The sequence below is a fragment of the Mycolicibacterium arcueilense genome (assembly GCF_058536225.1).
Genome location: NZ_JBZTYL010000007.1, coordinates 2,121,684 through 2,146,091, shown reverse-complemented (window position 1 = coordinate 2,146,091; position 24,408 = coordinate 2,121,684). Strand labels below are relative to the sequence as shown.

The 24,408-nt window shown below is 62.0% G+C and carries 22 protein-coding genes; 11 read left to right on the top strand and 11 right to left on the bottom strand.

Annotation, left to right across the window (positions count from 1 at the left end):
• Nucleotides 1-83: 83 nt before the first annotated feature.
• The 3 genes from AC4LGL_RS14500 to AC4LGL_RS14490 form a co-directional block, all read right to left on the bottom strand.
• Nucleotides 84-1,334 carry a L,D-transpeptidase gene (locus AC4LGL_RS14500; RefSeq protein WP_064864879.1) on the bottom strand — a complete coding sequence of 417 codons (1,251 nt, stop codon included), beginning with the start codon at nt 1,332-1,334 and terminating at the stop codon, nt 84-86.
• A gap of 254 nt (nt 1,335-1,588) precedes the next feature.
• Entirely contained in the window at nt 1,589-3,133 is a 1,545-nt protein-coding gene (locus tag AC4LGL_RS14495) for a multicopper oxidase family protein (RefSeq protein ID WP_064864876.1), read from the bottom strand.
• On the bottom strand, nt 3,126-3,398 hold the full coding sequence (locus tag AC4LGL_RS14490) for a hypothetical protein (RefSeq protein WP_131809954.1): 273 nt from the start codon (nt 3,396-3,398) through the stop codon (nt 3,126-3,128). Before AC4LGL_RS14490 ends, AC4LGL_RS14495 begins: the two co-directional genes overlap by 8 nt.
• A 124-nt stretch (nt 3,399-3,522) precedes the next feature.
• Between AC4LGL_RS14490 and AC4LGL_RS14485 the strand changes: the two genes are divergently transcribed.
• Nucleotides 3,523-4,266: a response regulator gene (locus tag AC4LGL_RS14485; RefSeq protein WP_064864871.1), complete on the top strand. Its 744-nt coding sequence runs from the start codon at nt 3,523-3,525 to the stop codon at nt 4,264-4,266.
• A 32-nt stretch (nt 4,267-4,298) separates the two neighbouring features.
• Nucleotides 4,299-5,387, top strand: a complete 1,089-nt coding sequence (locus tag AC4LGL_RS14480; protein ID WP_225503059.1) for a sensor histidine kinase — start codon at nt 4,299-4,301, stop codon at nt 5,385-5,387.
• 67 nt (nt 5,388-5,454) lie between these two features.
• Here AC4LGL_RS14480 and AC4LGL_RS14475 read toward each other — a convergent pair whose 3' ends face one another.
• The 5 genes from AC4LGL_RS14475 to AC4LGL_RS14455 all read right to left on the bottom strand — a co-directional run bounded on the left by AC4LGL_RS14475 (nt 5,455) and on the right by AC4LGL_RS14455 (nt 10,381).
• Nucleotides 5,455-6,558 (bottom strand): PLP-dependent cysteine synthase family protein, encoded by a 1,104-nt coding sequence (locus AC4LGL_RS14475; RefSeq protein WP_064864867.1) that lies wholly within the window; start codon nt 6,556-6,558, stop codon nt 5,455-5,457.
• 158 nt (nt 6,559-6,716) lie between these two features.
• Complete coding sequence (locus tag AC4LGL_RS14470; RefSeq protein ID WP_064864864.1) at nt 6,717-7,034, bottom strand: hypothetical protein; 318 nt, start codon at nt 7,032-7,034, stop codon at nt 6,717-6,719.
• Between the two features lie 161 nt (nt 7,035-7,195).
• Nucleotides 7,196-8,671, bottom strand: coding sequence for a sensor histidine kinase (locus AC4LGL_RS14465; RefSeq protein ID WP_064864863.1), 1,476 nt, complete (start codon nt 8,669-8,671; stop codon nt 7,196-7,198).
• Entirely contained in the window at nt 8,661-9,440 is a 780-nt protein-coding gene (locus tag AC4LGL_RS14460) for a response regulator transcription factor (protein WP_081288932.1), read from the bottom strand. The genes AC4LGL_RS14465 and AC4LGL_RS14460 overlap by 11 nt, the downstream gene beginning before the upstream one ends.
• 344 nt (nt 9,441-9,784) lie before the next feature.
• On the bottom strand, nt 9,785-10,381 hold the full coding sequence (locus tag AC4LGL_RS14455; RefSeq protein WP_065147909.1) for a DUF305 domain-containing protein: 597 nt from the start codon (nt 10,379-10,381) through the stop codon (nt 9,785-9,787).
• 701 nt (nt 10,382-11,082) lie between these two features.
• Between AC4LGL_RS14455 and AC4LGL_RS14450 the strand changes: the two genes are divergently transcribed.
• Entirely contained in the window at nt 11,083-12,060 is a 978-nt protein-coding gene (locus tag AC4LGL_RS14450) for a L,D-transpeptidase (protein WP_081278845.1), read from the top strand.
• 185 nt (nt 12,061-12,245) lie between these two features.
• Here the strand turns inward: AC4LGL_RS14450 and AC4LGL_RS14445 are convergent, their stop codons facing one another.
• Nucleotides 12,246-12,569: a four-helix bundle copper-binding protein gene (locus tag AC4LGL_RS14445; RefSeq protein WP_374102551.1), complete on the bottom strand. Its 324-nt coding sequence runs from the start codon at nt 12,567-12,569 to the stop codon at nt 12,246-12,248.
• 555 nt (nt 12,570-13,124) lie between these two features.
• On the opposite strand from AC4LGL_RS14445, the gene AC4LGL_RS14440 reads away from it, so the two are divergent.
• Nucleotides 13,125-13,364, top strand: coding sequence for a hypothetical protein (locus tag AC4LGL_RS14440; protein ID WP_131810043.1), 240 nt, complete (start codon nt 13,125-13,127; stop codon nt 13,362-13,364).
• Nucleotides 13,365-13,628: 264 nt separating this feature from the next.
• Entirely contained in the window at nt 13,629-13,880 is a 252-nt protein-coding gene (locus AC4LGL_RS14435) for an SHOCT domain-containing protein (RefSeq protein ID WP_064865959.1), read from the top strand.
• Nucleotides 13,881-14,330: 450 nt separating this feature from the next.
• Here the strand turns inward: AC4LGL_RS14435 and AC4LGL_RS14430 are convergent, their stop codons facing one another.
• Entirely contained in the window at nt 14,331-15,506 is a 1,176-nt protein-coding gene (locus AC4LGL_RS14430; protein WP_064866933.1) for a helix-turn-helix domain-containing protein, read from the bottom strand.
• A 791-nt stretch (nt 15,507-16,297) separates the two neighbouring features.
• Between AC4LGL_RS14430 and AC4LGL_RS14425 the strand changes: the two genes are divergently transcribed.
• The 5 genes from AC4LGL_RS14425 (at nt 16,298) to AC4LGL_RS14405 (ending at nt 21,467) form a co-directional block, all read left to right on the top strand.
• Entirely contained in the window at nt 16,298-17,080 is a 783-nt protein-coding gene (locus tag AC4LGL_RS14425; RefSeq protein ID WP_081278885.1) for a TnsA-like heteromeric transposase endonuclease subunit, read from the top strand.
• Nucleotides 17,077-19,143, top strand: coding sequence for a Mu transposase C-terminal domain-containing protein (locus AC4LGL_RS14420; protein ID WP_064866931.1), 2,067 nt, complete (start codon nt 17,077-17,079; stop codon nt 19,141-19,143). The genes AC4LGL_RS14425 and AC4LGL_RS14420 overlap by 4 nt, the downstream gene beginning before the upstream one ends.
• A 46-nt stretch (nt 19,144-19,189) precedes the next feature.
• Complete coding sequence (locus tag AC4LGL_RS14415; RefSeq protein ID WP_074405140.1) at nt 19,190-20,152, top strand: TniB family NTP-binding protein; 963 nt, start codon at nt 19,190-19,192, stop codon at nt 20,150-20,152.
• Between the two features lie 664 nt (nt 20,153-20,816).
• Entirely contained in the window at nt 20,817-21,134 is a 318-nt protein-coding gene (locus AC4LGL_RS14410; protein WP_219996713.1) for a hypothetical protein, read from the top strand.
• Between the two features lie 24 nt (nt 21,135-21,158).
• Nucleotides 21,159-21,467 carry a hypothetical protein gene (locus AC4LGL_RS14405; protein ID WP_131810138.1) on the top strand — a complete coding sequence of 103 codons (309 nt, stop codon included), beginning with the start codon at nt 21,159-21,161 and terminating at the stop codon, nt 21,465-21,467.
• A gap of 225 nt (nt 21,468-21,692) precedes the next feature.
• Here the strand turns inward: AC4LGL_RS14405 and AC4LGL_RS14400 are convergent, their stop codons facing one another.
• The gene (locus AC4LGL_RS14400; protein WP_131814461.1) at nt 21,693-24,152 is read right to left on the bottom strand and encodes a DEAD/DEAH box helicase; all 2,460 of its coding nucleotides are present in this window, start codon (nt 24,150-24,152) and stop codon (nt 21,693-21,695) included.
• A 45-nt stretch (nt 24,153-24,197) separates the two neighbouring features.
• Between AC4LGL_RS14400 and AC4LGL_RS14395 the strand changes: the two genes are divergently transcribed.
• Entirely contained in the window at nt 24,198-24,353 is a 156-nt protein-coding gene (locus AC4LGL_RS14395; protein WP_165609484.1) for a hypothetical protein, read from the top strand.
• Nucleotides 24,354-24,408 lie beyond the last annotated feature (55 nt).

Genomic DNA, 24,408 nt, shown 5'->3' with positions numbered 1-24,408 from the left:
CGTGCCGAGTTCGGGTTCGCAAAAAGGTCGATGCCCTGCAGGGTCGGCGCAGATGAGGTCCGCGGATGTGGCAGTCCGCGACGTCAACGCAAAGCGCTGCCTTGCACCCACTGATCCCAGGGCACACTCCAGTCGCCGTTTTGCCACACCTGTAGCGGCTCACCGCCAGTGTTGCGGACCTCGACAACATCGCCGGGTTGAGAGAAGTCGTAGAACCAGCGCGCGTTGTCGGGGTTGAGATTCAGACAGCCGTGCGACACATTGGTGTTGCCCTGCGCCCAGACGGTGCTCTCCAGCTGGTGTAGGTATATCCCGTCTGTGCTGATACGGGTGGCCCACGAGATCGTTTCGCGGTATCCCAACCGGGAATTGATCGGCAGCCCGTAGGTCGAGGAATCCATCACCACCGGATTGGCCTTGTCCATCACTGTGTAGATGCCGCGCTGGGTCCAAAACGAGATGGTCTGCCCGTTGACTGTCTCGGTGCCGCCCATGCCCATCGAGGTCGGCATAGTGCGGACCAGTTGGCCGTTGCTGAACACGCTGACTTGTTTGGTCACATCGTCGGCGATCGCGATGTGCGCGTCACCGATGACAAAACTCGCCTCGGCGTCTTCCTGCCCGTACAGGCCCCCGCCGAGGGCTGCCCCATAGATGTTGGCCCGCACCGTGACCGCGGTTCCCGGGGCGTAGTACTGCGCGGGGCGCCAGTGTGCATTCTGATCGTCGAGCCAGTACCAGGATCCGGTCACTGCCGGTGCGGTCGTCACCAGCAGGCGCCGCTCGGCGGCAGCCTTGTCGGGGATTGGTTCATCAAAACGCGCCACCACGACGGTGCCAATGCCGTAGGTCGCGCCGTCGCGCATGTCCGCGCCCGACGTCGTCGTCAGCCGGACTCGGGTTTGATTGCCGGGAATCAGCGTCGAGAACGTGGAAATACGTTGCAGCCGGGACCCGTCAGGGGCTGTGCCCGTCGCGGCGATGGTATAGGTACGTCCGTAACCCAGCGGCACTGCGGGCTTCCACACTGCACCGTCAGGCGTGGTGATGCCGACGATGCGGGTCCCCTGTTCGTTGGTCATCACCACCTCCGAGACCGAAGCAAAGCTCGCCGACACTGTCACCGGGGCCAGTGGGTCCACATCGGTGGCCGCCGGACCCGGGGAGATCACCAGTTCAGCCGGCGGCAGCGGCCCAGTGGCACTTTGCTGGTCGCGGCGGTCCGAGCGGTCACATCCCCAACAGCGTGAGATGCCCACGGCCACAACTGCACCGAGCACCGCGTTCAGTACCAGCACCGCAGCCAGTACTCGAACGCCGATCCGGCGGTCCATGCTCACATCGGCCTCCCGTCGCCGAGGAGCCGCACAGGCCCCGTCATCTGAACTGCACCCACTCACCATCTACTAAGCTAGATAGTAGATGATGCTTCGGTTCCTGCCGCGACTCTCGTGCGATGCGCTTATGGTGCTGCTTCCCAACGCATTCGGAGAACAGCGGCACAGACGCGAATCGGGCCTGTCAGCGCACCGGTCTCGACAGGTGAGCAGTATCGCGCAGAGCATTCGGGCAGTTGCCGATCCGTGGGTTAAGCCTGATAGTCCATACTGGTCATCATGCCGGCCTCCTGATGATAAGTGTTGTGGCAGTGCATCATCCACACGCCGGGATTGTCGGCGACGAAGGTGACCCTGACCTGCTGCATTGGCAACACGATCAGAGTGTCCTTACGCGCCCCCGGGCGTCCATCCTCGCCCACAACCTGAAATGTGTGCCCATGCAAATGCATCGGATGCCACATCATCGAGGAGTTGCGGAACGTCAGAGCGACGCGCTGGCCTTCGCGCACGCTCAGGGGCCGTGTTTTGGCGAACGGCAGACCATTGATCGTCCAGTCGTAGTTCGACATCGACCCGCCCAGTTCGGCCGGCAGTTCGGTGTCGGTGGGGGCCGCGGCGAAGGTGGCTTCCGGTGTTGCTGTAAACATTGAGACGGTACCGACGCGGCCCTGCAGTTGAGGTGGAGCGTAATCAGCTGCAGGGGCCGTCCCCTGCCCGGTCACCAGCATTGCCCGTGTCGATGCATTCTTGCCCTCGGCGGCGGCAACCAGCGGGAATGACCCGTCACCGGCGGTGACCACCACGTCGTAACGCTCCCCCATGCCGATCAACACCGCGTCGACCTCGGTAGGAACGACCGGAAATCCGTCGGTATGAGTCACGGTCATCCGATGTTCGGCCAAGGCAACCCGAAACGCGGTGTCGGAGCCGGCATTGATCAGCCGGATCCGTACCCGCTCGCCGGGACGAGCCCGAAAATTACTTGGCGATTGCGCATTACGCCCATTGGCGACATACAGCGGGTACGTGATGTCGCCGGCGTCACCACCGAGCAGCGCACTCCCGCCCCCCTCGCCCATCGGGCCCATGCCCGCACTGCCCGACATGTCGGGCATGCCGCCCATACCTGGCATATTGTGTCCCGGACCCGACCCTGCACGTAATCCGTCGTAGATTTGGGCGGGGCTAGAGCCGATGCCATCGGTCCAGTCATCGAGCATCACGACCCATTCCGCGTCGTAGCGTCCGGGGTCATTCGGATCATCGACGATCACCGGGAAGTATAGGCCGGTATCAGCGTCTAGGCCGGTGTGCGGGTGGGCCCAATAGGTGCCTGGGTGCGCGACTGAGAACCGGTAGGTGAAATCGCTGCCATCGTCGATGTCGGGAGTCGCCGGTGACGCACCGTCCATATCGTTGCGCAACGCGATGCCATGCCAGTGCACAGAGGTCGGATGTCCGAGCCGATTGCGCACAGTGACCGCGAGTTCATCGCCCACCGACGCCCGCACGAGCGGACCGGGCACCGTGCCGTTGTAGGCGATCGTGTCTGCCACTTGGCCACCGAGGTCCACGCGGGTGCGTTCGGCGGTCAAGGCGGTCGACACGGTACGGCCGCTATGTGGGCGACGCGCTTCGGCGGTGGCAATCGCTCCCGACGACGGCGAGGCGGAGGGCGAAGGTGTTGTGCCGGTGTTGCGCTGGCACCCCGCTATTGCAGTAGCGCCCAACGCTACCGAGGCCGCAAGGAAACCGCGGCGGTTGAACTGCGACGCTCTGCCGGTATCAACCATTTCCTGTGTTCTCCTGCGTCGGGTGATCGCGAGTTGCCGATACCGGGTGGCTGACGCCGTGCAGCACCTGCGGGCGGGTCGCCAACATCGCCGCAGTCCCCGCAGCTGAACGAACCTCGTGTCCGTCACGGGGCCGAGGACTGAACAATGATGCCGCCGTCGCAATCGCTGCGACCCAGCACGCCGCCAGCGCAGCGGTCAACAGGAGCCAGCCATCCCAGTCGGCGTGCGCGGCGAACCCGCCCAGTGTCGATCCCACGGTCACGTTGATCTCCTTCGTGCTCCACGATGACCGCCGTACGCCAATGAATCGGTAAGGGTCGTGTGAAGATTCGTTGAAGAAGCTCGCCAATCGTTTGCGGTGTGCGCCGCGGCGGCACCATAACACCATGAGTGATGCGTCACGACCACCTATCGACGGCTCAAAATACCGGGCACTTGTCGTCGACGACGAGACCGCCCTGGCCCAGGTTGTGGCCAGCTACCTCGTTCGTGAGCACTTCAGCGCCCACATCGCCCACACCGGACCTGACGCGCTGCAGCTGGCACGCGCTGTTAACCCCGATGTGGTGATTCTTGATCTCGGATTGCCGGGGATGGACGGCTTGGAAGTGTGCCGGCAAATCCGCACCTTCTCCGATGCCTACGTGGTCATCCTGACCGCCCGCGACACCGAACTGGACACCATCCTCGGGCTCACTGTCGGCGCCGACGACTATGTCACCAAGCCGTTCAGTCCTCGTGAGTTGGTCGCCCGTGTCCGCGCCATGCTGCGTCGCCCCCGCGGCACCAGCCCCACGGCCGCTGCCGGCGCCGAGGCGCGGCCAGCGCCCCTCCAGATCGGGGCGTTGCGCATCGACGTGGCCGCTCGCCAGGCGTTCCTGCAGGAGGAGCAGATCGCGTTGACTCGCATGGAATTCGACATTCTGGCGGCCCTGGCCGCCAGGCCAGGGGTGGTGTTGAATCGCCGCCAGCTGCTGGAGGTGGTTCGCGATGGCCCGTGGGTTGGCAATGATCACCTTGTCGACGTCCACATCGGACATGTGCGACGCAAGCTCGGCGAAGATCCCGCCGCATCGCGCTACGTCGTCACGGTCCGCGGGGTGGGCTACCGGATCGGGGACGGGCAATGACACGCCGTCGGTGGGGACAACCCGGGATTGGGATGCGGTTACTGATCGCGCAGTCCACGGTCCTGCTTGCTGGAGCGATCACGACCTGGTTGGTCGCCGCGGTCGTCGGGCCGCCGTTGTTCCGGGAACATCTACATCGTGCGGGTGTCCCGCCGGGCTCGGCCGAGCAAGTACACGCCGAACAGGCCTACCAGTACGCGACCGTACTGTCGGTCGGCGGCGCGGTGGTCGTGTCGGCCGCGACGGCAATCCTGGTGACCTGGTATGTCAGCCGGCGGCTGCAACGATCGGTGGCGGATATCGCGGCGGCGGCCATCGCCGTCGCCGAGGGCCATTACGGCGCCCGGGTGCCGCCACCTCGCCTGGGCGCTGACTTCGACTCACTGGCACACGCGTTCAACCGCATGGCCGCACAGTTGCAGGCCGTCGACGCGAACCGGCGCCGGCTGTTCAGCGACCTCGCCCACGAAATCCGCACCCCGGTATCGGTACTGGACGCCTACATCGAAGCTGTCGAGGACGGGGTGCGTTCCCTGACCACCGACACCACGACATTGCTGCGCGAACAAACTCGCAGACTCGTTCGGTTCTCCGAGGATGTTGCTGCGCTGGCCCAGGCAGAAGAAGGCTCGACCTCGATGTCGGCAGCCGAAGTGGACATCTGCGATGTCATCCTGACCACTGTCGCAGCCGCCAGCGATCGGTATCGCGCCAAACAGGTATCGCTGCTGACAGCGCTACCCGCCGCACTGCCGCCGGTGCACGGCGACGCGCAGCGACTCGCGCAGGTGCTCACCAACCTGCTCGACAACGCGTTGCGACACACTCCGGCACACCGACGCGTTACCGTCAGCGTTGAAAATCAGGCCGCAGACATTCGGCTGCAGGTCACCGATACCGGCCAAGGCATCTCTCCCGAGCATCTCCCCTACGTCTTCGACCGTCTCTACCGCGCTGACCCGGCTCGTACCCGCGAGCACGGCGGCTCGGGACTGGGTCTATCCATCGCCAAGGCGATTGTGGAGGCCCACGGCGGGAACATCGAAGTTGAAAGCCCCAGCGCTACAGGGCAAACCACCTTCACCATCACACTGCCCACATCAGTGCGCACACCCACCTGAGGTCATGGTAACCCGGCCCCGGTCGCGTACACCCTGCGAACAAAGCTCAAGAACAAGCGATGCGCCGTCAACCCGAAACAGGTTGGGGTGGGACCACATTGGCGCAGCGTGTCCAAGCCGTCACCACCTGCTCGGTGGGCTGGTCGACCACCCCGGGTTGCATCGGCGGCCGGCCGTTGAGCAGATTGTGCTGACGACAGTAGGCGTCGTTGTAGATGGTGTCGAAGTAGCGTTGCGGACCGTCAGGGAACACCGCAGCAATCGTGGCATTCTCATCGACCGTTCGCGCTACCCAGTCGGCGACCAAAGCCACCGCGCCCACACTCCACCCGCCGCTGAGGAAATGGTCTGCGGCCAGGGCGCGGCAGGACCAGACCGCCTCGGCCGGCGCCACCCAGTGCACTTCGCTAAACGCCTCATAGGCGACATTGCGGGGATAGATACTCGATCCCAGCCCTCGCATCAGGCGATGCGCCGCCGGCTGTCCGAAAATGGTTGATCCGATGCTGTCGACGCCGATCAACCGCAGGCCTGGGTTGAACTGTCGCAGGATGCGTGCCACTCCGGCGGAGTGCCCACCGGTACCCACCGAACACACCAAAATGTCGATGGGGCCCAGCTCAGCGTGCAGTTCCAGCGCCAAGGTCTGATACCCGTCGACGTTGTCCGGATTGTTGTACTGATCGGGGTGCCAACTGCCGGGTTCGGCTGCAAGGATGTCCGCGGCGCGTCGTTTGCGGGCCTGCTGCCATCCACCGCTGACATCGGGTTGTGTGACGATATCGACTTGGGCCCCATACGCCGACAGCATCCGCTGCACAATCGGCTCCATTCCAGGATCGGTGACCAGCGTGACCGGATGCCCATAGACCATCCCCGCCAATGCGAGACCTAAACCCAGTGTGCCGCTTGTCGATTCGATGATGCGGGCGCCCGGAGTCAGATCTCCGCGTGCCCGCGCACGCTCGACCATGTGCATAGCGGGGCGGTCTTTCATTCCGCCAGGGTTGAAACCTTCGAGCTTGGCCCAGTATCCGTGACTGCCGTGTGCCGCTCGCGCCGGTACCCGCAAGACGGGCGTCTCGCCGACCATCGCTTCGGGGCGATCGCAGCGACGGAGAAGCCGCGGGTGCCCGGCGCGGAGGGGCGGGGCGCTCAGGACATGGTTCATGGAGTCCCTTTTCTGATGTCGAACCGCACGTGCAGCGGTGTGGGGTGGGAACCGATGCGCCAAGCGATGTTGTCAACGCAGTAGCAGGACCGGCTTGATGCGGGCACAGAAGGTGCGACGCCCGAAATGACTTGGCCTAACGGTGCATTCGGTCGATCTCAGCGCTTGCACAACAGGTCGACATACACCGTTGGTGCGGCGACGGGCTGCGTGCGCACTCCGGTTCGGATCGGCAGGTTCTGTGAGGCTTTGCGCCCAGGCCGCACCGCGTTAACGGTGCACTTGTTTAGCGGCCCGTCGCCGACCTTGCTGACCAGAACGTGGAATCCTTGGGCCTGCAGCATCCCGATCGTCGCCTGGGCATCGGCGGATCCCGTCGGCGCGGCTGCCGCGGAGGCCGCAAACGCGATCGGTGCCGCACTCGCCGCCATTGTGATCGCAAGGCCTGCTAATGCTGAGCGTAGTGTGAAAGACATCGACCCTTCCTTTCAAAAAGAAGATTTGTCTGCCACTCAGCGTAAATGCGAATCGCATGACCTATTCGAAACTCATATCGAACCCAAAAAAATACGCATACCGAACGTTCAGCATGTTTTCAGCTGGCACCTTTAATGTTCCAATCTCGGGTGTCGCGCAGTCACGCAATGGAGTCGTTGTCACGAGTCGGTAGGCGAACGATAAACGAGGTCTGTCCCAATCTGGATTCGACACGGACGGTGCCGTGATGCGCTTCGGTGATCGACGCCACGATCGCCAAACCCAACCCGGTGCCTGATTCTGTGTCACCCGAATTGTGAGCCTTGACAAACCGATCGAACAGGGTGGGTAGCAACCGCGGGTCGATACCCGGGCCGTCGTTGGCGACGGTCAATTCCGCCCAACTCGCACCCGCGCCCGTCACCGTGAGCGTGGCCGTGACGGTTGTTCCGGCGGGCGTGTGAACCCGGGCGTTGGTGAGCAGATTGCTGATGAGTTGATGCAGGCGAGCGCCATCGCCATGGAGATACACCGGGGCCGGTGGCAGTGAGGTCCGCCACGTGTGCCCGGGGCCCACTACTGCGGCGTCGTTCACCGCATCTACCAGTAGCTCGGAGAGATTCAGCTCGCCGTAGTCGAGGTCTTGTCCCTCGTCGAGTCGGGAGATGAGCAGCAGATCATTGACCAGCCGCGTCATGCGGTGCGATTCGGCTTCGATGCGGGCCAGCGCGTATTCGGTAACCGTCGGCAGATTTGCGCTGTCTTGCCGGGTCAGTTCCGCATAGCCCTGGATTGCCGCCAGCGGTGTCCGTAGCTCGTGGCTGGCGTCGCTGAGGAGCCGGCGCGTGCGTCGATCAGATTCTGCGCGTGCGGCCAGAGCACTATCAACATTGTCGAGCAAACGATTCAGGGTGTCACCGACGATCCCCACCTCGGTAGCGGGATCGGTATCGGTGGCGCGGACACGCATCGTGATCCGGTGGTCTTCGTCGCTCAAGGGCAGGCTGGCGACTTGGGCGGCGGTGGTGGCGACTCGCTGCAGCGGCCGTAGCGACGACCGGACCACAGCGATCGTGCCCACCGACGTCACCGCAACCGCCGTTAGGACCAATGTCAGAGTCCAAAACGTCTTCTCTCTAAGAGCACGATAGGCAGGAGCCAGCGATACAGCCGAAACCAGCCGCTCGCCTCCCTCGATCGTTCGACTGCGCACTCGATACGGACCCAAACTGCCCAAGTCGATAGTGAAGGCCGGCCCGTTGCGCCAGACATGGTCCTCGATCACACCCACCACGTCCGCCGGCGCCGGGCGCGCATCGCGTTCGTAAAACACCGCCGATTCGACCATCTGGTTACCGTGCAGCACCGCGATGACGTTATCGATGCCCTGACCAGTGAAATGGGTAAGTTGATCGGCCAGCACCGGGCCGTCGGCATGGTCTTGTAGCGCGTACTCGAATGCGGTCAATGCCCGCCCGACCTGGGCGTCACTGATGTTGGTCACGTAGCTGCGAAGCGTCAGAATCGATACCGCCCCGACAGCCACCAACACCACCGTCACGACAGCGCACACGCCGATCGCTAGTCGGCTCAGCAGCGATCTCGGCGGCCACCATTGCACACGGCTACGCGCCATCGGCCGGCCGCAACATATACCCGACACCACGGGCCGTGTGAATCATCGGCGCACGTCCCGCATCGATCTTCTTGCGTAGATACGAGATGTAGAGGTCAACAATGCTGGTACGACCCGAAAACCCATAGTTCCAGACCCGGTCCAGAATCTCGGCGCGGCTCAAAACCCGCCGCGGATTGCGCATGAGATAACGCAACAGCTCGAACTCTGTGCCGGTCAGGCTCACCGGGTCGTGATCGCGGATCACTTCACGCGATGCTCCGTACAAAACGAGCCCGCCCACCCTTAGCACCTCATTGTCGGCGGTCGAAAGCACACTCGATCGCCGCAGCAGACCCCGCAGCCTGGCAACGAGCTCTTCGAGACTGAACGGTTTGGACATGTAGTCGTCGGCACCGGCCGTGAGACCAGTGACCCGATCGATCACCGAATCACGGGCCGTGAGCAACAGGGTCGGTGTGTACTGCTCACCGTTGCGCACCTGCCTGAGAATTTCCAGCCCGTCCGCATCAGGAAGCTGGATGTCGAGGACGAGCGCATCGGGGCTCATCGCGGCGAACTTCTCCACCGCTTCGCGACCAGTGTGAGCCACACCGACCTGCCACCCTTCGTAGTGCAAGGCCATCTTCACCAAGTTGGTCAACGCTGGCTCATCATCCACCAGCAATATCTTGATCGGCGATACATCATCCGTACGCAGATCGGTGGTCGATCCGTCGACCCCGGTGCTGCCCTGGAATTGATCATGCGCTGTTGACACGGTTGCCATATCTATATGCTCCGAAATCCACGTACCAGTGTCATCATCTTCATTCCATTCCCCTATAATCCATGTTCGTGTGATCGGCGGAATAATTCCTGCGGAATAGACTGTGCAAACCGGGCAGGTCACCCCGGCGCGGTTCGCGAGATTTCTGTGCGAGATGGGTCTGGCCGACGTTACGTTCAGCCGAACACATTCTGTGATTACCGGAATCATGATGGGACAGCCGAGCGCACTGTGGAGGGGTATCCACATCAGGCTGAATGCGCCCATAACTTTTCCCCCTCACCGTGGAGCTACGGTGAGGGGGCGCAGCGTTGAATACCTGAGCCACATCTGTGTATCCCGCACTAGAGCGAGTTGACAATCTCCTGCATGGTGCGGACCTCTGCACGCTGAGTGTCGATGATCGAGCGTGCCAGCGTGACCGCCTGCGTGAACTGGCCGCCGTCAATCTCATTCTGGGCCATGGCGATTGCCCCATTGTGATGTTCAACCATCTGGGTGAGAAACAGCTTCGAGGCATCCACGCCCTGGGCATCACGCAACGCAGCCAAATCCTGCTCGGTCATCATGCCCTCGCCAGCGGCTCCCATGTCGTGGCCAGGCATGCTCGGCATCCCGGTCTCTGCTGGCGAAGCCGGCATTCCCCACCCGTTCAGCCAACCCTGCATCTGGTCGATTTCAGGGCCCTGCGCGGTCTTGATCGCTTGGGCCAGCGATATCACGCGAGGATAGATAGCTTGCTTGCCCAAAACCATGTCGGCCATCGCGATCGCCTGACGATGGTGCGGGATCATGCCTTGAGTGAACGTGACGTCGGCGTCATTGTGCTGCTTCGCCTGTGTCCCGCTGACCGAGGACGTCGCTTGCAGCGGCGGCGAGGCTGACATAGCCGACATATCGTGGCCGCTGCCGCCGGTTGTGCAGCCGCTCAAAACAAGCATCACGCCAATCACACCAACTGCCACCCCGGCCAATCGTTCGACCCGCACTTTGTGCCCTTCGTCGGTCGCTGCGGGACCTCGCACACGCGCGATCTGCACTCGGCGTTGGCGCACGGCCACTGTCCCCGTTCTCCTCCAGCGTGATCGCCGATTGTTGTCAGCGGTTCGGCTTTTGACAAAGAATCGGTAAAGAGCGCTGCGTAACCGGGGCGAACCCGGCCCACCGCGATACTCGCGATGCTCGCCACCTGAATCTTCGTGGAGGGACGCTACCCTACTACGTAGTACGTACGTAGTAGGGTCTGGGCCGAGCTCGATCTCGACGCCGGGAAGGCGGGCTGGCACACTACGATCTTCGTGAATCCCTGGGGCAGTGCCGGACTTCGCCAGAGCGCTACATAGGTCATCTGTGTCGACGTAGACGACGAGCCGGCGCTACCACTATGGGTCCTTGCCGCGACCCAGTGGCGTGGCCACACATGCGAATTCTGCAGCCAGCTGTGCCACCACGCGTTCGATGCGCAACCCGGGCGGTTCGCCCCCAACGACCGTCGGCCCCGTCGTCGCCCGCGGCGACAATCCCTAGTCGCCCAGCACCACACCTACTACTTCCGTACGTAGCCAGTAGACTATGGCAACAACGCCGCGCACCGCGTCCTCCGCGCGGTCTCGCATCGAAACCGCAACATTGAGGAGGCGCTATGCACCACCAGATCAGGAGCTCTTGGACCACCGTGATCCTGACAGTCGTGTGGACTGTCGCATCTGTACTGAGCGCCCCCACCGCACTGGCAGACCCCGAGGGACCGCCTGCGCCGCCGCCCGTCGAGCCCGCCCCGATTCTGGATCCGGCACAGCCACCTCCAGCCGACCCGTTTGCCGGCCCTCCGGTCCTAGACCCGCCGCCAGCGCCTTTCACTTCGTCGATGGGTTCCGTCACTCCCGCCGGACAGAACCCGCTTCCTTTCACAGGCGAGGCCCCGTTCCTTCCGCCGGCGTTCAATCCGGTCAATGGATCGACGGTCGGTGTCGCCAAACCGATTTCCATCACCTTCCAGCGTCCGATCGCCAACCGCCAGATGGCCGAGAACGCTATTCACATCTCCTCCAACCCACAGGTAGCCGGAAAGTTCTACTGGATGAGTGACACCCAAGTCCGCTGGCGCCCAATAGATTTCTGGCCATCTGGGACAGTGGTCAACATCGACGCAGCAGGCACCACATCCAGCTTCCGTGTCGGCGATGCGCTGGTGGCCACGATTGACGACAAGACCCACCAAATGCAGGTCAGTCGCAACGGCAAACTGGAGAAGACGTTCCCTGTCTCCCTGGGTAAGCGTGGCTACGAAACGCCCAACGGGACCTATTACGTGCTGGAGAAGTTCACCGACATCGTCATGGACTCCTCCACCTACGGGGTACCTGTGAACTCGCCCGAAGGGTACAAACTCAAAGTTCAAAACGCCGTACGCATCGATAACAGCGGCATCTTCGTCCACAGTGCGCCCTGGTCAGTCGCCGACCAAGGCAAACGCAACGTTAGTCACGGCTGCCCCAATCTCAGCCCCTCCAACGCACAATGGTTCTTCGACAACTTCGGCAGCGGCGACCCCGTCGTGGTCAAGAACTCGGTCGGCACCTACAACCAACCAGACGGAGCGCAAGACTGGCAGATTTGACCACAGACCAACAGCCGCCAGCTGCACCCATTCCCGACACAGCCGTGACCCCAGGAGGTGACCCCGATGGCAAAGTGTCCCCCCGGCTCAAGAGGTGGCTTCACAGCCGACCGCGTCGCCATTCTCATTCGGCTGTGGTCAAGCATAATCGGATACCGCGACGGTCTGGGATCTCGGCTACCTGCTCAGTTGAGTTGGTTAATCAGGCGGTCGCAAGCCTGCGCGCAACGCCGGCATTCGCCCGCGCATACCCGACAGTGTGGTTGGTGCGACGAGTAACGTTCGCATTCCTCGGCGCACTCTTGACATACAGATGCGCATGCTGCGAGCACAGTTGTGGTGAGCTCAGAGCTTGATCCGGTCTGTCGGGCGCCGATCCGGGCGGCGGCCGTACAGATATCGGCACAATCGAGATTCCTTGTGATACAGGGGGTCAACGCGACGATTGATGGCTCCCCGAGGCAGGCGTCGGTGCATTGAGTGCAGGCTTGTGCGCAGTCCTTTGGCACGCCTCAGAACTCCTCTGAGCCCCTCAGCGATGTAGTGCGGATGGGTTTCGAGCATGGTCGCCGCTGCGCTCATTGCGAGTCTTCCTTCGCCTACGAGGAAAACGTCATTGCCAGGGCTTACCCGGATAGCGTCGGTGAGAAACCCAGCTCGGGCCACAACTAATCCCGGGACCATGGCCGCCTGGAGATTCAACGAAGTTCTGACATCGACTTCAGGCACGGAGTGTTCGTGCACCACGGCGACCGACTTCGCTGACCAAGAACTGCGAACATACTCCAGCCGCCGACCCCCCAGGGCAGCGCCCCCGAATGACCCAGAACCGCCAACCCCGGGATTCCCCGGCTGCTGAGGCCGAATTCCCCGACGCGGGGCTTTCCGCCACGCGCCCGCTAGGGTTGCGACTCTCGAACACCGTCCCGTCACGGCATACGTCTGTATGTAGTAGGTCAGTACTACTAAAATCAGCAATTAGCGCGGATTAGGGACTTTTGGCACTCGTCAGGACGTGTCGAGCGCGCGATCGTAGATGTAACGGCATCGAAAGGAGAACTCCGATGAAAACTCAGCTCCGCTATCTGCTAGCTGCCAGTGCGGCAGTCCTCGGCACCGTAGCGGCGATCAACGCGCCAGCCGCCACGGCAGACCCGCAAGAATGCTCGCAACCATCTCCAGGAATCCACGAATGCACCTCGCCGGGTCACGCGCAGATCCACGTGCCGCCACCTGCTCCGCCCAACCCCAACTATCAGGGCGGGCCCGGGGGTGGCCCCCCGCATCTGCCGTGGATCGGCTAGTGCGCGCATAAATCAGCCCCTCCCGCACACGGTGTGACGGCGTCAGCCGAGCGCCACACCGCGCACCGTGCGCGGGCTGTCAGTTCTGGGCCGTGGACGGCAACTGCGACTGGCCGACCGGCCAGCCGTAGGAACGAATCCATCGCTGTGCACCACACCCGATCAGCAATCAGGGCCCCGGACAGGCCACTTGGCCGCGGCCGTATGGCCGCGCCGCACAGCATCTCTGTCACATCTGCAATCCACTCCACGAAGGAGGCCATCATGATGATCTGGTGCGACCACGACATGGGTTGGTGGGGTTACGCCGCGATGGGGATCGGCATGGTCCTGTTTTGGGCCCTGCTGGTCGTAGGCATTGTTGCACTGGTCCGACTCGTCACCAACCCCAAGCAGGCGGCGATGTCGGTGGCCACGCCTCCCCAGGTACTGGCGGACCGACTCGCCCGTGGGGAAATCACCGAGTCGGAATACCGTGAGAAGCTGGCTGCCCTAAGCAACCACTCCCCACGTTGAGACATCCGCAACCGTTCCCAATGCAGCATGCCGCAGCGCCGGCGCGGCACACGCAGTGAGACACCGACAACCACACTTGCTGCGCTAAGCCGCTTTCACGCCGATTGGGGGAATCCGAGTTCGCCGAGAACGATTTCTATGCGGGGTAAAACGTGTTTGAGTCCGCGATGCCCACGACAGGCGCTCCAGCGTCAGATCGGCTGCAGCGGGCCCTGTCGGGCACTCTCACGGTTTTCGGGATCTCGTCCTACACACTCGTGTTTGTCGGAGCAATTCCACGAATGGCCGTATACGACTGAGAGCGCGCGGGTCGGGGTGCACGCCCGCCTTGCATTCAACTGACCCGGATCGAGTAGACGCTCTCAAACTTGTACCGTCACAGCTTTTCCCGTAAATCCGGATAATCGCGGACTTGCCCTCTACACGGCAGCCGCTCGGAAACGTTGCGTGTCATCCCTTAGAGTAGCGATCGAGCCGTTCAGCGATCTCACTGATCGTGGTGTTGCGAGTGACGCCTAGATCGCTCAATGACACTAGGCCCACGCTTGTTCTCACGTCGGTGTGGTCGTAGTGGATGGCACCGAAAAACGGCCGATTGGTATCGGGCCGGTGGGAGACAATCGTGTACGGGATGTACGGCAGCGTCTGGTCTTGCAGCCACCCATACGAGTCGGTCGGTTCCGCTACTACGAATAGTGACTCCCCCATAACCGATGCAGGAAAGATGTGTTCGAATTCCTTCCTGATCTCGGCTTTCTCCTCAGGGTCCTCGCCGACCCCTTCGAAATAGAACTCAGGGGTGAAGTGCGAGAGGAAAACTCGACTGCGATGCAGCCTGGCATCGTTGGGCGGGCTAGTTTGAACGCGAACGGCGCGAATTGGCTCGTTGTCGATGATTACGCGCTGTTCACTGTGGATGCACATCTGCCGGTAGCCACGATCGGCCAATCGAAGAGCTGCTTCCTCCATCAGCTGATCGAGATCGGCGCTAGTCTTGTTCACCTCGACTCCTTGCGGTGAATAGACGCGCCAATTCTTGGGGCGATCGCCAGGTTCGACAAATTTGCCGCCGGAGAACACGAGGTCGCTGATGACAATGAGGTGGGCTACGCAGGCGGCGGAACCTCGGCTGGGTTTTGTCGCGCCCCGGATAGATTTGTTGGCGTCGGACGCTACTGCGGTGACGGGTCCGGGGACACCTCTGGTGGTTGTGCTCAGGTTGGAATCGTCGCCGTCAACCAGGCCGAGTACGCGGTGGTAGGCCTGGCGGTACTTTTCAGGCACGGGCCGCGAACCACGCTCCCACTGCGAGATAGTCGCCCTGTTGACCCCCAACACCTTTGCAACGTCGGTTTGGTTGAGCCCCGCAGCCACCCGCCGCTCCGCGAGCGTCTCTGTACCCTCGGGCGAACCGTAGAGGTCACTGACCGCTACCCCCACAGCTGCGGCGATCGCGGGGACCTTTCGCGGTCTGGGTTGGCACTGACCGGTCTCCCACTGCAGGACAACATCCCAGCCGGTGTTCAGGCGCCGTGCCAACTCCGCGCGCGTCAAACCCAGGTGTTCTCTGGCCGCCAGGAGACGTGAGCCGTCGAAGCCGATCGTCTGACGAACATCTCGCGTCACCGACTCGATCCTTCCTCCGTTTCCACACCAACCAACCTAGGCGCGCTCCACTGCCTTCCGGGGGCGCGACGCATTGACAGTCGTCGTTTAGTTTGGGTACGTTAACGCCATAGTGTACGTCGTACCTATATCTATTGTTTGCTGTCCGTGTGGTCTCCTGCGCGTGCACGGGCCCTATTTGTCCAGCGCGGTTGATTACATCCACACTCGCGTCGAGACGCCAATAGACCGCCTGCTCTCGGCTCACTGCTCCATTAGTGTTCACGTATTGCCTTATCTTCCAAATTGATTCGACCTATTGCGTGTCTAGTGCTGTGCCACATCGATTTGTTCCTCGTGTCGCCCGAGTCGCCACGGGGGGATGTGCACTCGAAGTTCGCACCACGCGGGCTTCCGGACCTCACTCGAGTGGTCGAGATTGCTGGAACTCTTGTGAAGCACGTTGACGTGTGATGAACTTGCGGTTGCCCCAAATATTTCATCCGAGCCGGGACGTAGCGCCGGCCCGTGTATGGGGTTGAACGGCGTTCGCACATTCCGCCGCAGGAGGTGCTCGATACAGATACGCATCTGACAGTCGAATTTATGACTGAGCTCTAGATACTGAAAAAGCCGGGGGGCAACCCGGCTTCTCCAGTGTGGTCTGAAACCACATTCGCATCTCTCCCCACAATAGGAGGACACATGGCTATTTCAGCGTGCCCAGATCAAGTTGTCAACCCCTTGCCGGCGCCTGAGTGGGCGCCTGCCCAGCGTGCGTCGGCTCAGCCCCGATTGACCTGGCAGCGGCCATGACGACGCAACGATCCACAGCTCCGGTCGCGCTGCCCGTTAACGATGCGCCTTACACGAAGATCTTGTACGTCGATCCCGAGACAGGTCGGCGGGTTCGGTCTCGCATCGTCGCCGAGATCGGCCATGTCTGCTTCGAAACGTCTGCCCCGATTCGCTATTTCCCCGCCTACCGTGGCAGACGCTCACATCAAGGTCTGTACTGGTTTTCGCGGTCAGCCTCGTATGTACATTTCGAATCTCGATTCGAGATGACTGCACTAATGGTGCTGGATTTTCGGGGCGAAGCGATCGCGGTCAGCTCCAATCCGTTCTGGTTGTTGTGGCCGCGAGGCACCAAACCGGTGCGCCACGCACCGGACTTCTTCGTGCGCCGGCGCGACGGCTCGGTCCTCATCGTCGACGTCAAACCTGCCGAGCGAATCACCGACAAAGACCGCGAACAGCATGACCTCACACGGCAATGTTGTATTGAAATCGGCTGGGAATATGAGGAGTTCACGTCGATCACCACGGCGGTGGAGCGCAATCTGCGGGTGCTGTCGGGATACCATCATCCTCGGTTCGCTCCCCCCGAGAACGCTCGCGCGCTGATCGTGGCACGAGTGAGGGCGGCTGGAAGCGAAGGCTTGCAGTTGGCTGAGCTGGTCGACATAGTCCGTGATTGCACTGGTCTGTCTGACGAGCTTGTGGTCTGCGCGGTCTACCACATGCTGTGGAACGCGCAGTTGCACGCCGACCTCAACCGTCTGCTCGCCTGGGACGCGGTGGTGCGGTCATGATCGAAATTCAGGTCGGCGACCTCATCGAATTCCGCTGCCAAACATGGCAGATACGGGACCGGGATGCAGTGGCGCTACAACTGAAATGCCTCGACGACGGTAGTGAACTCACCCTGCCGATCGCGATGGTGACCTCTGACGACACCTTCGTTGGACCCGATTCTGGCGGTCCCAGCGTGGCCGATCAGCGCCTGCTTGACCTGGCTTCACCGCAACAGCGTGCAGAGGCCGAATTCTGGTACGCGCACATGTTCGAGGTGAAGTACGGAATCTCCCTGCAAGACCGGGGCATCCTCGCCCCAGTCGAGCCGACATCGCCCGTTGCCTCGCGATTAGACGACATGCGCCGACATTTAGGCGACCTCGGCATCACGGTGTCGATGGCGACGATGTGGCGCAAATGGAGCGGATTCAATCGCCGAGGCGTCGTGGGCTGCATGGATCTGCGCGGAATGCCCGGCCACGTGCGGTTGTCCGGTATCGACCAGCGGATCGAGGCTGTTCTCGACGCGGTCCGCACCCAATTCATCGACAAGTCCACTCCGACAAAGAAACAGATGATCGAAATAGCCAAACACCGCCTCACCGACGAGAACATCGCGATGCCGAAAAGGACCTCCATGTACAACCTGCTCGAAAAGCTCGACCGGGGCGAGCACATCACTGGCGATGCCACCGCCCGCCGCAGCCACGCCAACAGCCCCGACCGTGCCTTCAACAAAATTGTTGCCCTGTTCCCCGGCGAGGAAGTCCAGGTCGATTCCACTCCCCTCGACGCCATGGTGCTCCTAGCCGACGGCAAACCCGGCACGGTGGATCTCGCCGCCGGCATAGATGTCGCCACAGGAACCATTCTGAGTCCGATACTGCGGGTCAACGCCTGCAAAACCGTCGATGTCGTGGAGATCTGGGCCAATTCCGCAATACCGCAACAAAACGTCCCCGGCTGGAAAGAAAACATGGCCATAGCCCGCAGCTATCTGCCCGACGTGATCGCTTCCGAAGAGGAACTCAATGCTGCGCTGGCGGACAAGCCGCTCATCGACGTGCGTGGCCTGGTCGTTGACCGCGGCAAGATATTCGTATCAGACACGTTCCTTCGCGCTGCGGAAGCCCGCGGTGTCAACTATCGCGTGGCGCCCCCGTACACACCCACGGCCAAACCACATATCGAGCGACTGCTGAAAACCATCTCCGACGACTTCGTCAGATGGATCCCCGGCTACAAGGGCCGTTCGGTGAACCACCGGGGCCGCCAGCCAGAAAAGGACGCAGTGTGGCCCCTTCCGCTGCTGCAGGCACTCTTGGACCAATGGGTCATCATGGTCTACCAATATCGCAGTCGAGTCGGCCCGCAGGCGACACTCGCGCCGCGAATGCAACTGTCCCCCAATGCCATATATCGCGCACTGTCTCAGTCGGCACCGACTCCTGCACGGATACTGACTCGCGAGGAGTGGATCTGCCTACATCCCTGCACATTCAGGGTGGTCAATACCTACGGAATCAACTTCGAAAACCTTATCTACAACGACGATTCACCGGAGTTTCATCGACTGCGACGCCGTAAATCGCCCAACAAGAAACAGAACGGACGGTGGGAAGTGCGCTACGACCCCAACAACCTGCTTCAGATTTGGGTGCGCGATGAATCGCTGGATTACGACGAGGACGGTCACCAGATCGTCAAAGACAACGGATGGATCGAATGCCGTTGGGTTCTGGCTAAATTCGCGACCGTCCCGTTCGGTATCGATCTTGTTCACGCCATCAAAGCCGACGTCGGCAAGAACATCAGTGACAAACTTGTCCTCGAACGCACCGAGCACATCCACCGGCAACTTCTGGGCGGGCCGCCACAACCTCGACGCCGGCCCCTGACCCGCACCGAGACTGTTGCGGGCCGAGCCAACTTGGCACGTCAAGAGCTACGGGCCGGTCCCCCGGAACCGGACGCCAGACCCGAGTCGGAGCAGGCTGACGCGGCTGCGGAAACCACTACAGCGCCTGCCCCCATCCGTGTAGAACCGATGCGCCCCATGCGCTTGTCGGAAGGGTGGTGACCAGGTGGCATCGCCGACGACTAGAGATGAGTGGCGCGAGTACTGCATGTATGAGCCGACACCCGACTCACATCGCCCCCGCTTAAGCATCGATGAAATCAAAGCCCTCAGTCCCGCAGACCGTGAGATCTACAACGAGCGCCGCATCGACTACCTCAACGAGGAACGAGTGTTTCCCACCCGAGACCTGAAACGAATCCTGAAGCACTCCCGCCGACTTCTGCGCAGGTCACGGGTTGAGAAATGGGTTGCGCGCCCTGGGATTAGGGTCTCAGGCAAACCGAGAACCGGCAAAACCACCGATGTGATGGCTGCCGGCAAGCGCCTGGACGCTGAGCTTCGCCGAGCCAGCGGTAAAGGAAACGATCGGTCCTACCTTCCCGTTGTTTACACCACGATCGCCACCGCCACGACGACCAACAAACTTTGGGTCAGGCTCGCCGACTTCGTCGGTGTACGTGAGCTGCGGGGTAGCAACGCCGATGAGCGACTCGTGGACCTCGCACGACTGCTCAAAGGCCTCGGCACCAAGTTCGTCATCCTGGACGACGTCCAGCGCCTGAACACCGACCGCGCCGCCGGCGCGGAAGTCGCAGACAACATCAAGACGTTCGCAGAGAATCTCGACGCCACGATGCTTTTCGCCGGCATCTCTCTGGAGACAGCACCGCTGTTCAGCGGTGAGAACGGCGAGCAATGGCGCAAGCGCACACGGGCGGTCAACCTCGCCAAATATGAGCTGTCCAACGAGGCCGACCACCTGGAATGGATCGAGCTGGTCGCCTCGCTCGAACGTATCCTGCCGCTGCCTCTACACGAGGAAGGCCTGCTGGAGAGCAACGCCGACTATCTGTATCACCGCACAGACGGCTCGATCGCGGCGCTGACCGACTTGATCATCGACGCAGCCACCGACGCCATCGATCTCGGGATGGAGGCCATCACGCTCAAGCTTCTCGACTCGGTAGCCGTCGACGATGTGGACCTGGAAGCCGACGATGTCGACTAGTTCGTTCAAGCTCTTCGAGCATGATGATTCGGCCCTACCGCTGCTGCGTCGCAGTGGGCTGCCTGTCCAGATAGCACCGATGACCGACGAGACGCTGGCCAGCTACCTGCAACGACTCACCGATCGAAACCTGCTACAGCCCCAGTGGCTTGCCCGACTGTCGCATCTACCCCATTTCGGTGCGACCCTGGCGCAGCTGACCGGGCTACCCGAGAAGCACCTGGCATCGGCACTGCCAGAACTGCGATCAACGGGGACCGTCCAGAAGTGGCCACATCTCATCGGACAGGTCTCAGCCTGTGCGGGCAGACGGCCCGCCTGCACACACTGTGCGGCTGCGTGCACCGGCGACCGTACGTTGGTCGTCACCGTGTTCGCCTGTCACGAACAACTCGTCTGCCATACCCATCGGCGTTGGGTCGGAAGTCCCGCCCTCAAATGCACACCAGCAGAGCAACTGTCACTTCACCACTGTCCCGACGTCGTTGCCGCCAACCTCAAGCATCGCCGCTTGATCAAAAAATGGGGACGTGGACCCGTTCGCGCCTGCTTCATCTCCGCCGTCGCCTGCCTATCGGTGTGGGCGAGATGGCCGGTGGTCATCCGCGCACCCGACATCAGGACACGATGGGCACGACTAGGGGTAACCGAACAAGGCCCGCCGATGAGGCCTGCCGAAATCGCCGCGTGGTACCCCAACGCGGTGTCGGTGACGGAAATCATCCTGTCGCACCGTCGACACGTCATCACTGCTGAACTAACGCGCCCCCGCATCGTCGCCAGCGCACTGACGCAACTGCACGAAGTCATCACCGGGCTGAGCCCTGGTGGCGCCGCGGACCCGTTCCGCCAGGCAATCTTCGCCGAGCTCCTCGAACCCGGCTGCGAAGCCGAAGGCCAGCCCCCGTTGGCGCCAGACCAGTTTCGACCACACCGCCCGCACAGCGGGAAGCTCTCTTTGGCCCGTCCGAACCCGCACTGAGTCCAAAAGATCAAGGAGAGATGAATGGCCGAACCAGATCTCACACCTCGGGCGTTCGTTAAGGGCGTATGGGGCAGCACCGAATGGGAGTGCAACGACGGGGTGGCGTCGCGCATCGTGTACGGGCAGCAACGAGGAATCGGTAACGACGGACCCACCTTGCGCGTCAGCGCTGTCCAGTATCTAGACGGTCGGTTCGATGTCGTTGCCGACCCTGCCAGCATCCTCGTTTGCAGTGTGCGTGATCGTGGTTTAACCGCTGCCCACGCTCGTGTACTGGCAGCGCTACTCACGCATGCCGCCGACGAACTCGACCGATGGGTTCCCGGATGATGTTTGCGGCCAAACAATCCAGAGGGAACAACAGCGATCCCCGTCACCGACAACGGGGGCCGCAGCTGTCACCTACCGGCTCAACACCGATTATGTTGGCGTAGTGTCGAATTGGTCATCCGAACGGTCGGTGTGCTGACACAGAGGCCAAACACTTTCGGTACCCGCACCGATCTGCCACTGTCGCGACGGCTTGGGTACGACGGGCCCGTGCCGAGGGTGCTCCTACGGTGAGCAGAAGATCCGCAGTTGTGCGCCGCACTGAGCTGCCGTGCTCCACGCGGTCTGGAGCAATGAATAGAGTTGGATCATCTCATCGGCTGGGTGGCTTTTGGCGAGTTCGGCTCGCACATCAGCCAGTGACATTCCAGCGCCGAGAACAATCCACACCTCCTTTTGCGCACCGGGGTCCGTGACGATGTCGCGCATCTGTTCCCAAATCTGCTGAGGGCTCAGTTTCCGCGGAGTGCGCAGCCGGGTGACTTGTTTGCCCGAAGATTTGTCGGTCGACCATGGTGTGTCCCAATAGTCGATGCGCAGAGGGGTTTGGCTTGAGGCCAGCAGGTAGGTGATGTTTTTGATCGCTTGTCCGACGACGTCATGAAACACACTGGCCGACCGCTTCTTGCCTTCCCCATATTTGGCATGGATGAAGGCAATGCGGTCCGGTTGCATGGCGATGAAGTCGCACGGCTCGGTTCGAAGGTCGGTACAGATTAGGGTGTCGAGGTGATCGAAGTACCGTGACATCTCCGGTATTTCGTCACGCTCAGGCCTGACCAGTTTGTCGATGACCTCGAACACCGAGTTGGGAGCCCACCGGTCACCAACAGGGTCACCTTTTTCGATTTTGATGTCCTTGAGTTGGCTCATACCGGTGACGAGTTTGAGCAGCCGCTGGCCGGGGAGGCCGGTGTGCGGTTCGCCCGCCGCCAGGAACTGGCCGTGGACATAGATGCTGCCTGGTGTCTGGGGAACGATGCGCATCCGTTGGCCGGCATTGATGGTTGCTGTCAGTTCACGCTCGGTCGTGGTGTCGAGGAAATTGAGGCGGCGTAGTGCGGATGATTCGAAGTGGTATTTGGCCTCGGTGGCATCCCAGTGCAGCGAAGCCGGGACCGCTGTGCCGCCGACTTGAAGGGTCAGCTCACCGTCGTGGACGGTGGTGGCGGCGTCGTCGAGGTGCAGTTCGGTGGTGGTGCCGTCATCATCGGTGCGTGCGAAGTCGGCGACGTCGACGTCGATGAGCAGGTGCGCTGGCGTGGGGTCAACGGGCTGCTCGGCCGCGGCGGCGTAGCGGTCCAAGGTGGCACTTGCCTGGGCGTGGTCGTCATCGAGGAGGTGATCGATGGTTTCGACCCAGTCGCGGTATTGCTCGAACGGCATGCGCTGGGCCCGGCCGTCTCGGATCCGGGCTCGGCTAATCCCCAGATACCGGCGGGTTTTATCGCCCAGCGGTGAGTTCGGAGTGTAGCCCTCGGCGACGTTGCACACGTAGGCGTAGTCGGTGAGATCGGGAGCCACGTCCTCGATCGATGCCGCGCGCACGGCGCGGGATCGGATGGCGCGTTTTCCGAGGTCGGTGTTGTCGAGGGACACGCTGGTCAGGCGTGTGGCGGGATCGAGCAGGATCGACAGGGTGGGCCGGGTCTCTTGGCGCAGGCTCAGTGCGCTGATGGCGTCGGGAAGGTGGTTGTGGCTGTCGAACACGTACAGGCGTTTGGTGGTCAGCCGGATGACGGTGAATCCTAAGTCGCCCTGCAAGAACAGGCCGTTGAGCAGAGCATCAGAATTGCCGATGCTGACATATCCGACGACGACGGTGTCCGCGTCGGGAAACATGGGCGCCTGGGTGCTGCGGCCCATCGACTGGTAGTCGGCGACGATGGTCTCGCCGAGCTCAGCGGGTGAGGGCAACGTGGGTGGCCGCTGGTAAACCCGTGCGGCGGGTTGGTAGGCGAACTGTTGCCACAAGTCGGGATCGGACAGGTCGATCGGTGTGCGGAACTGCTGGTCGAAGTAGGCCGCAGCCGGCTGTACGCCGAGCAGGCACTGCGTGAAATCGGGTGCTGTCGCCAGTGATTGGCCGCCGAGCTTGTCGAATTGCAGGTAGCGGCTCCAGGTAGCGGCGGCATCGGATCCTTGACGCGACAAAACCCAGGCGATCTTGGGTGCAGGTGTGGGCCGGCGCAGGATGCGCCCGATCTGCTGGACCACCGAACGGTCATTGCCGGGTGTGTCGTGAAAGGCCACCACCCGAAACGACGGATCGTCGATTCCTTCGAGCAGCTTGAACTGGTGTACCCAATATTGAGCATCGGTGTCGTGGGGCGCGGGCAGGTGGTTGGTCAGAGTGGGATCGCCGGTGCGGGTGAATGTTTCGTGGATGCCGATGACCGACTGGTTGCGGTCGCGCAAGGCAGCTACACATGCCTGGATCGCGGGCGCGTCCTTGCAGCGGATGATGATCCGCGCCGCATCGAGCCGTTTCTGCGCGACGAAGTCAAGGGTGTCGTCGATGAACTGCTCGGTGCGGCCTTTGGAGAGCGTGACAAATCGCGGCTCGCGCAGTCGCTCGTCGGCTTCCGCTTGATGATGGCGATACCAGTAGCGATGTGACGGCTCGGCATCGAAGTGCAGTTCATCGTTGCGATAGGGGGTGGCGGTGAATAACACGACCGGCAACCCCAATGACCGTATCGCGCACGACCATTGCGGTGAGGGTTCATAGTGGCCTTCATCGACCAGCACAGCGTTGAACCCCGCAAAACACGCATCGCGTCGTACCGGGTCGCCGTCCAGTTCTGCTTGGATACGCAAGGCTTTCTGGAACGTGCCAACAAACACCGTCGCGGTGGCGGTGTCGGCAAGCTCATCGATGCGTGAGCTGACAGGCAGCTCACGCACGCCGGGGAACTGGGAAGGTTTGGGGCGCTGCAGT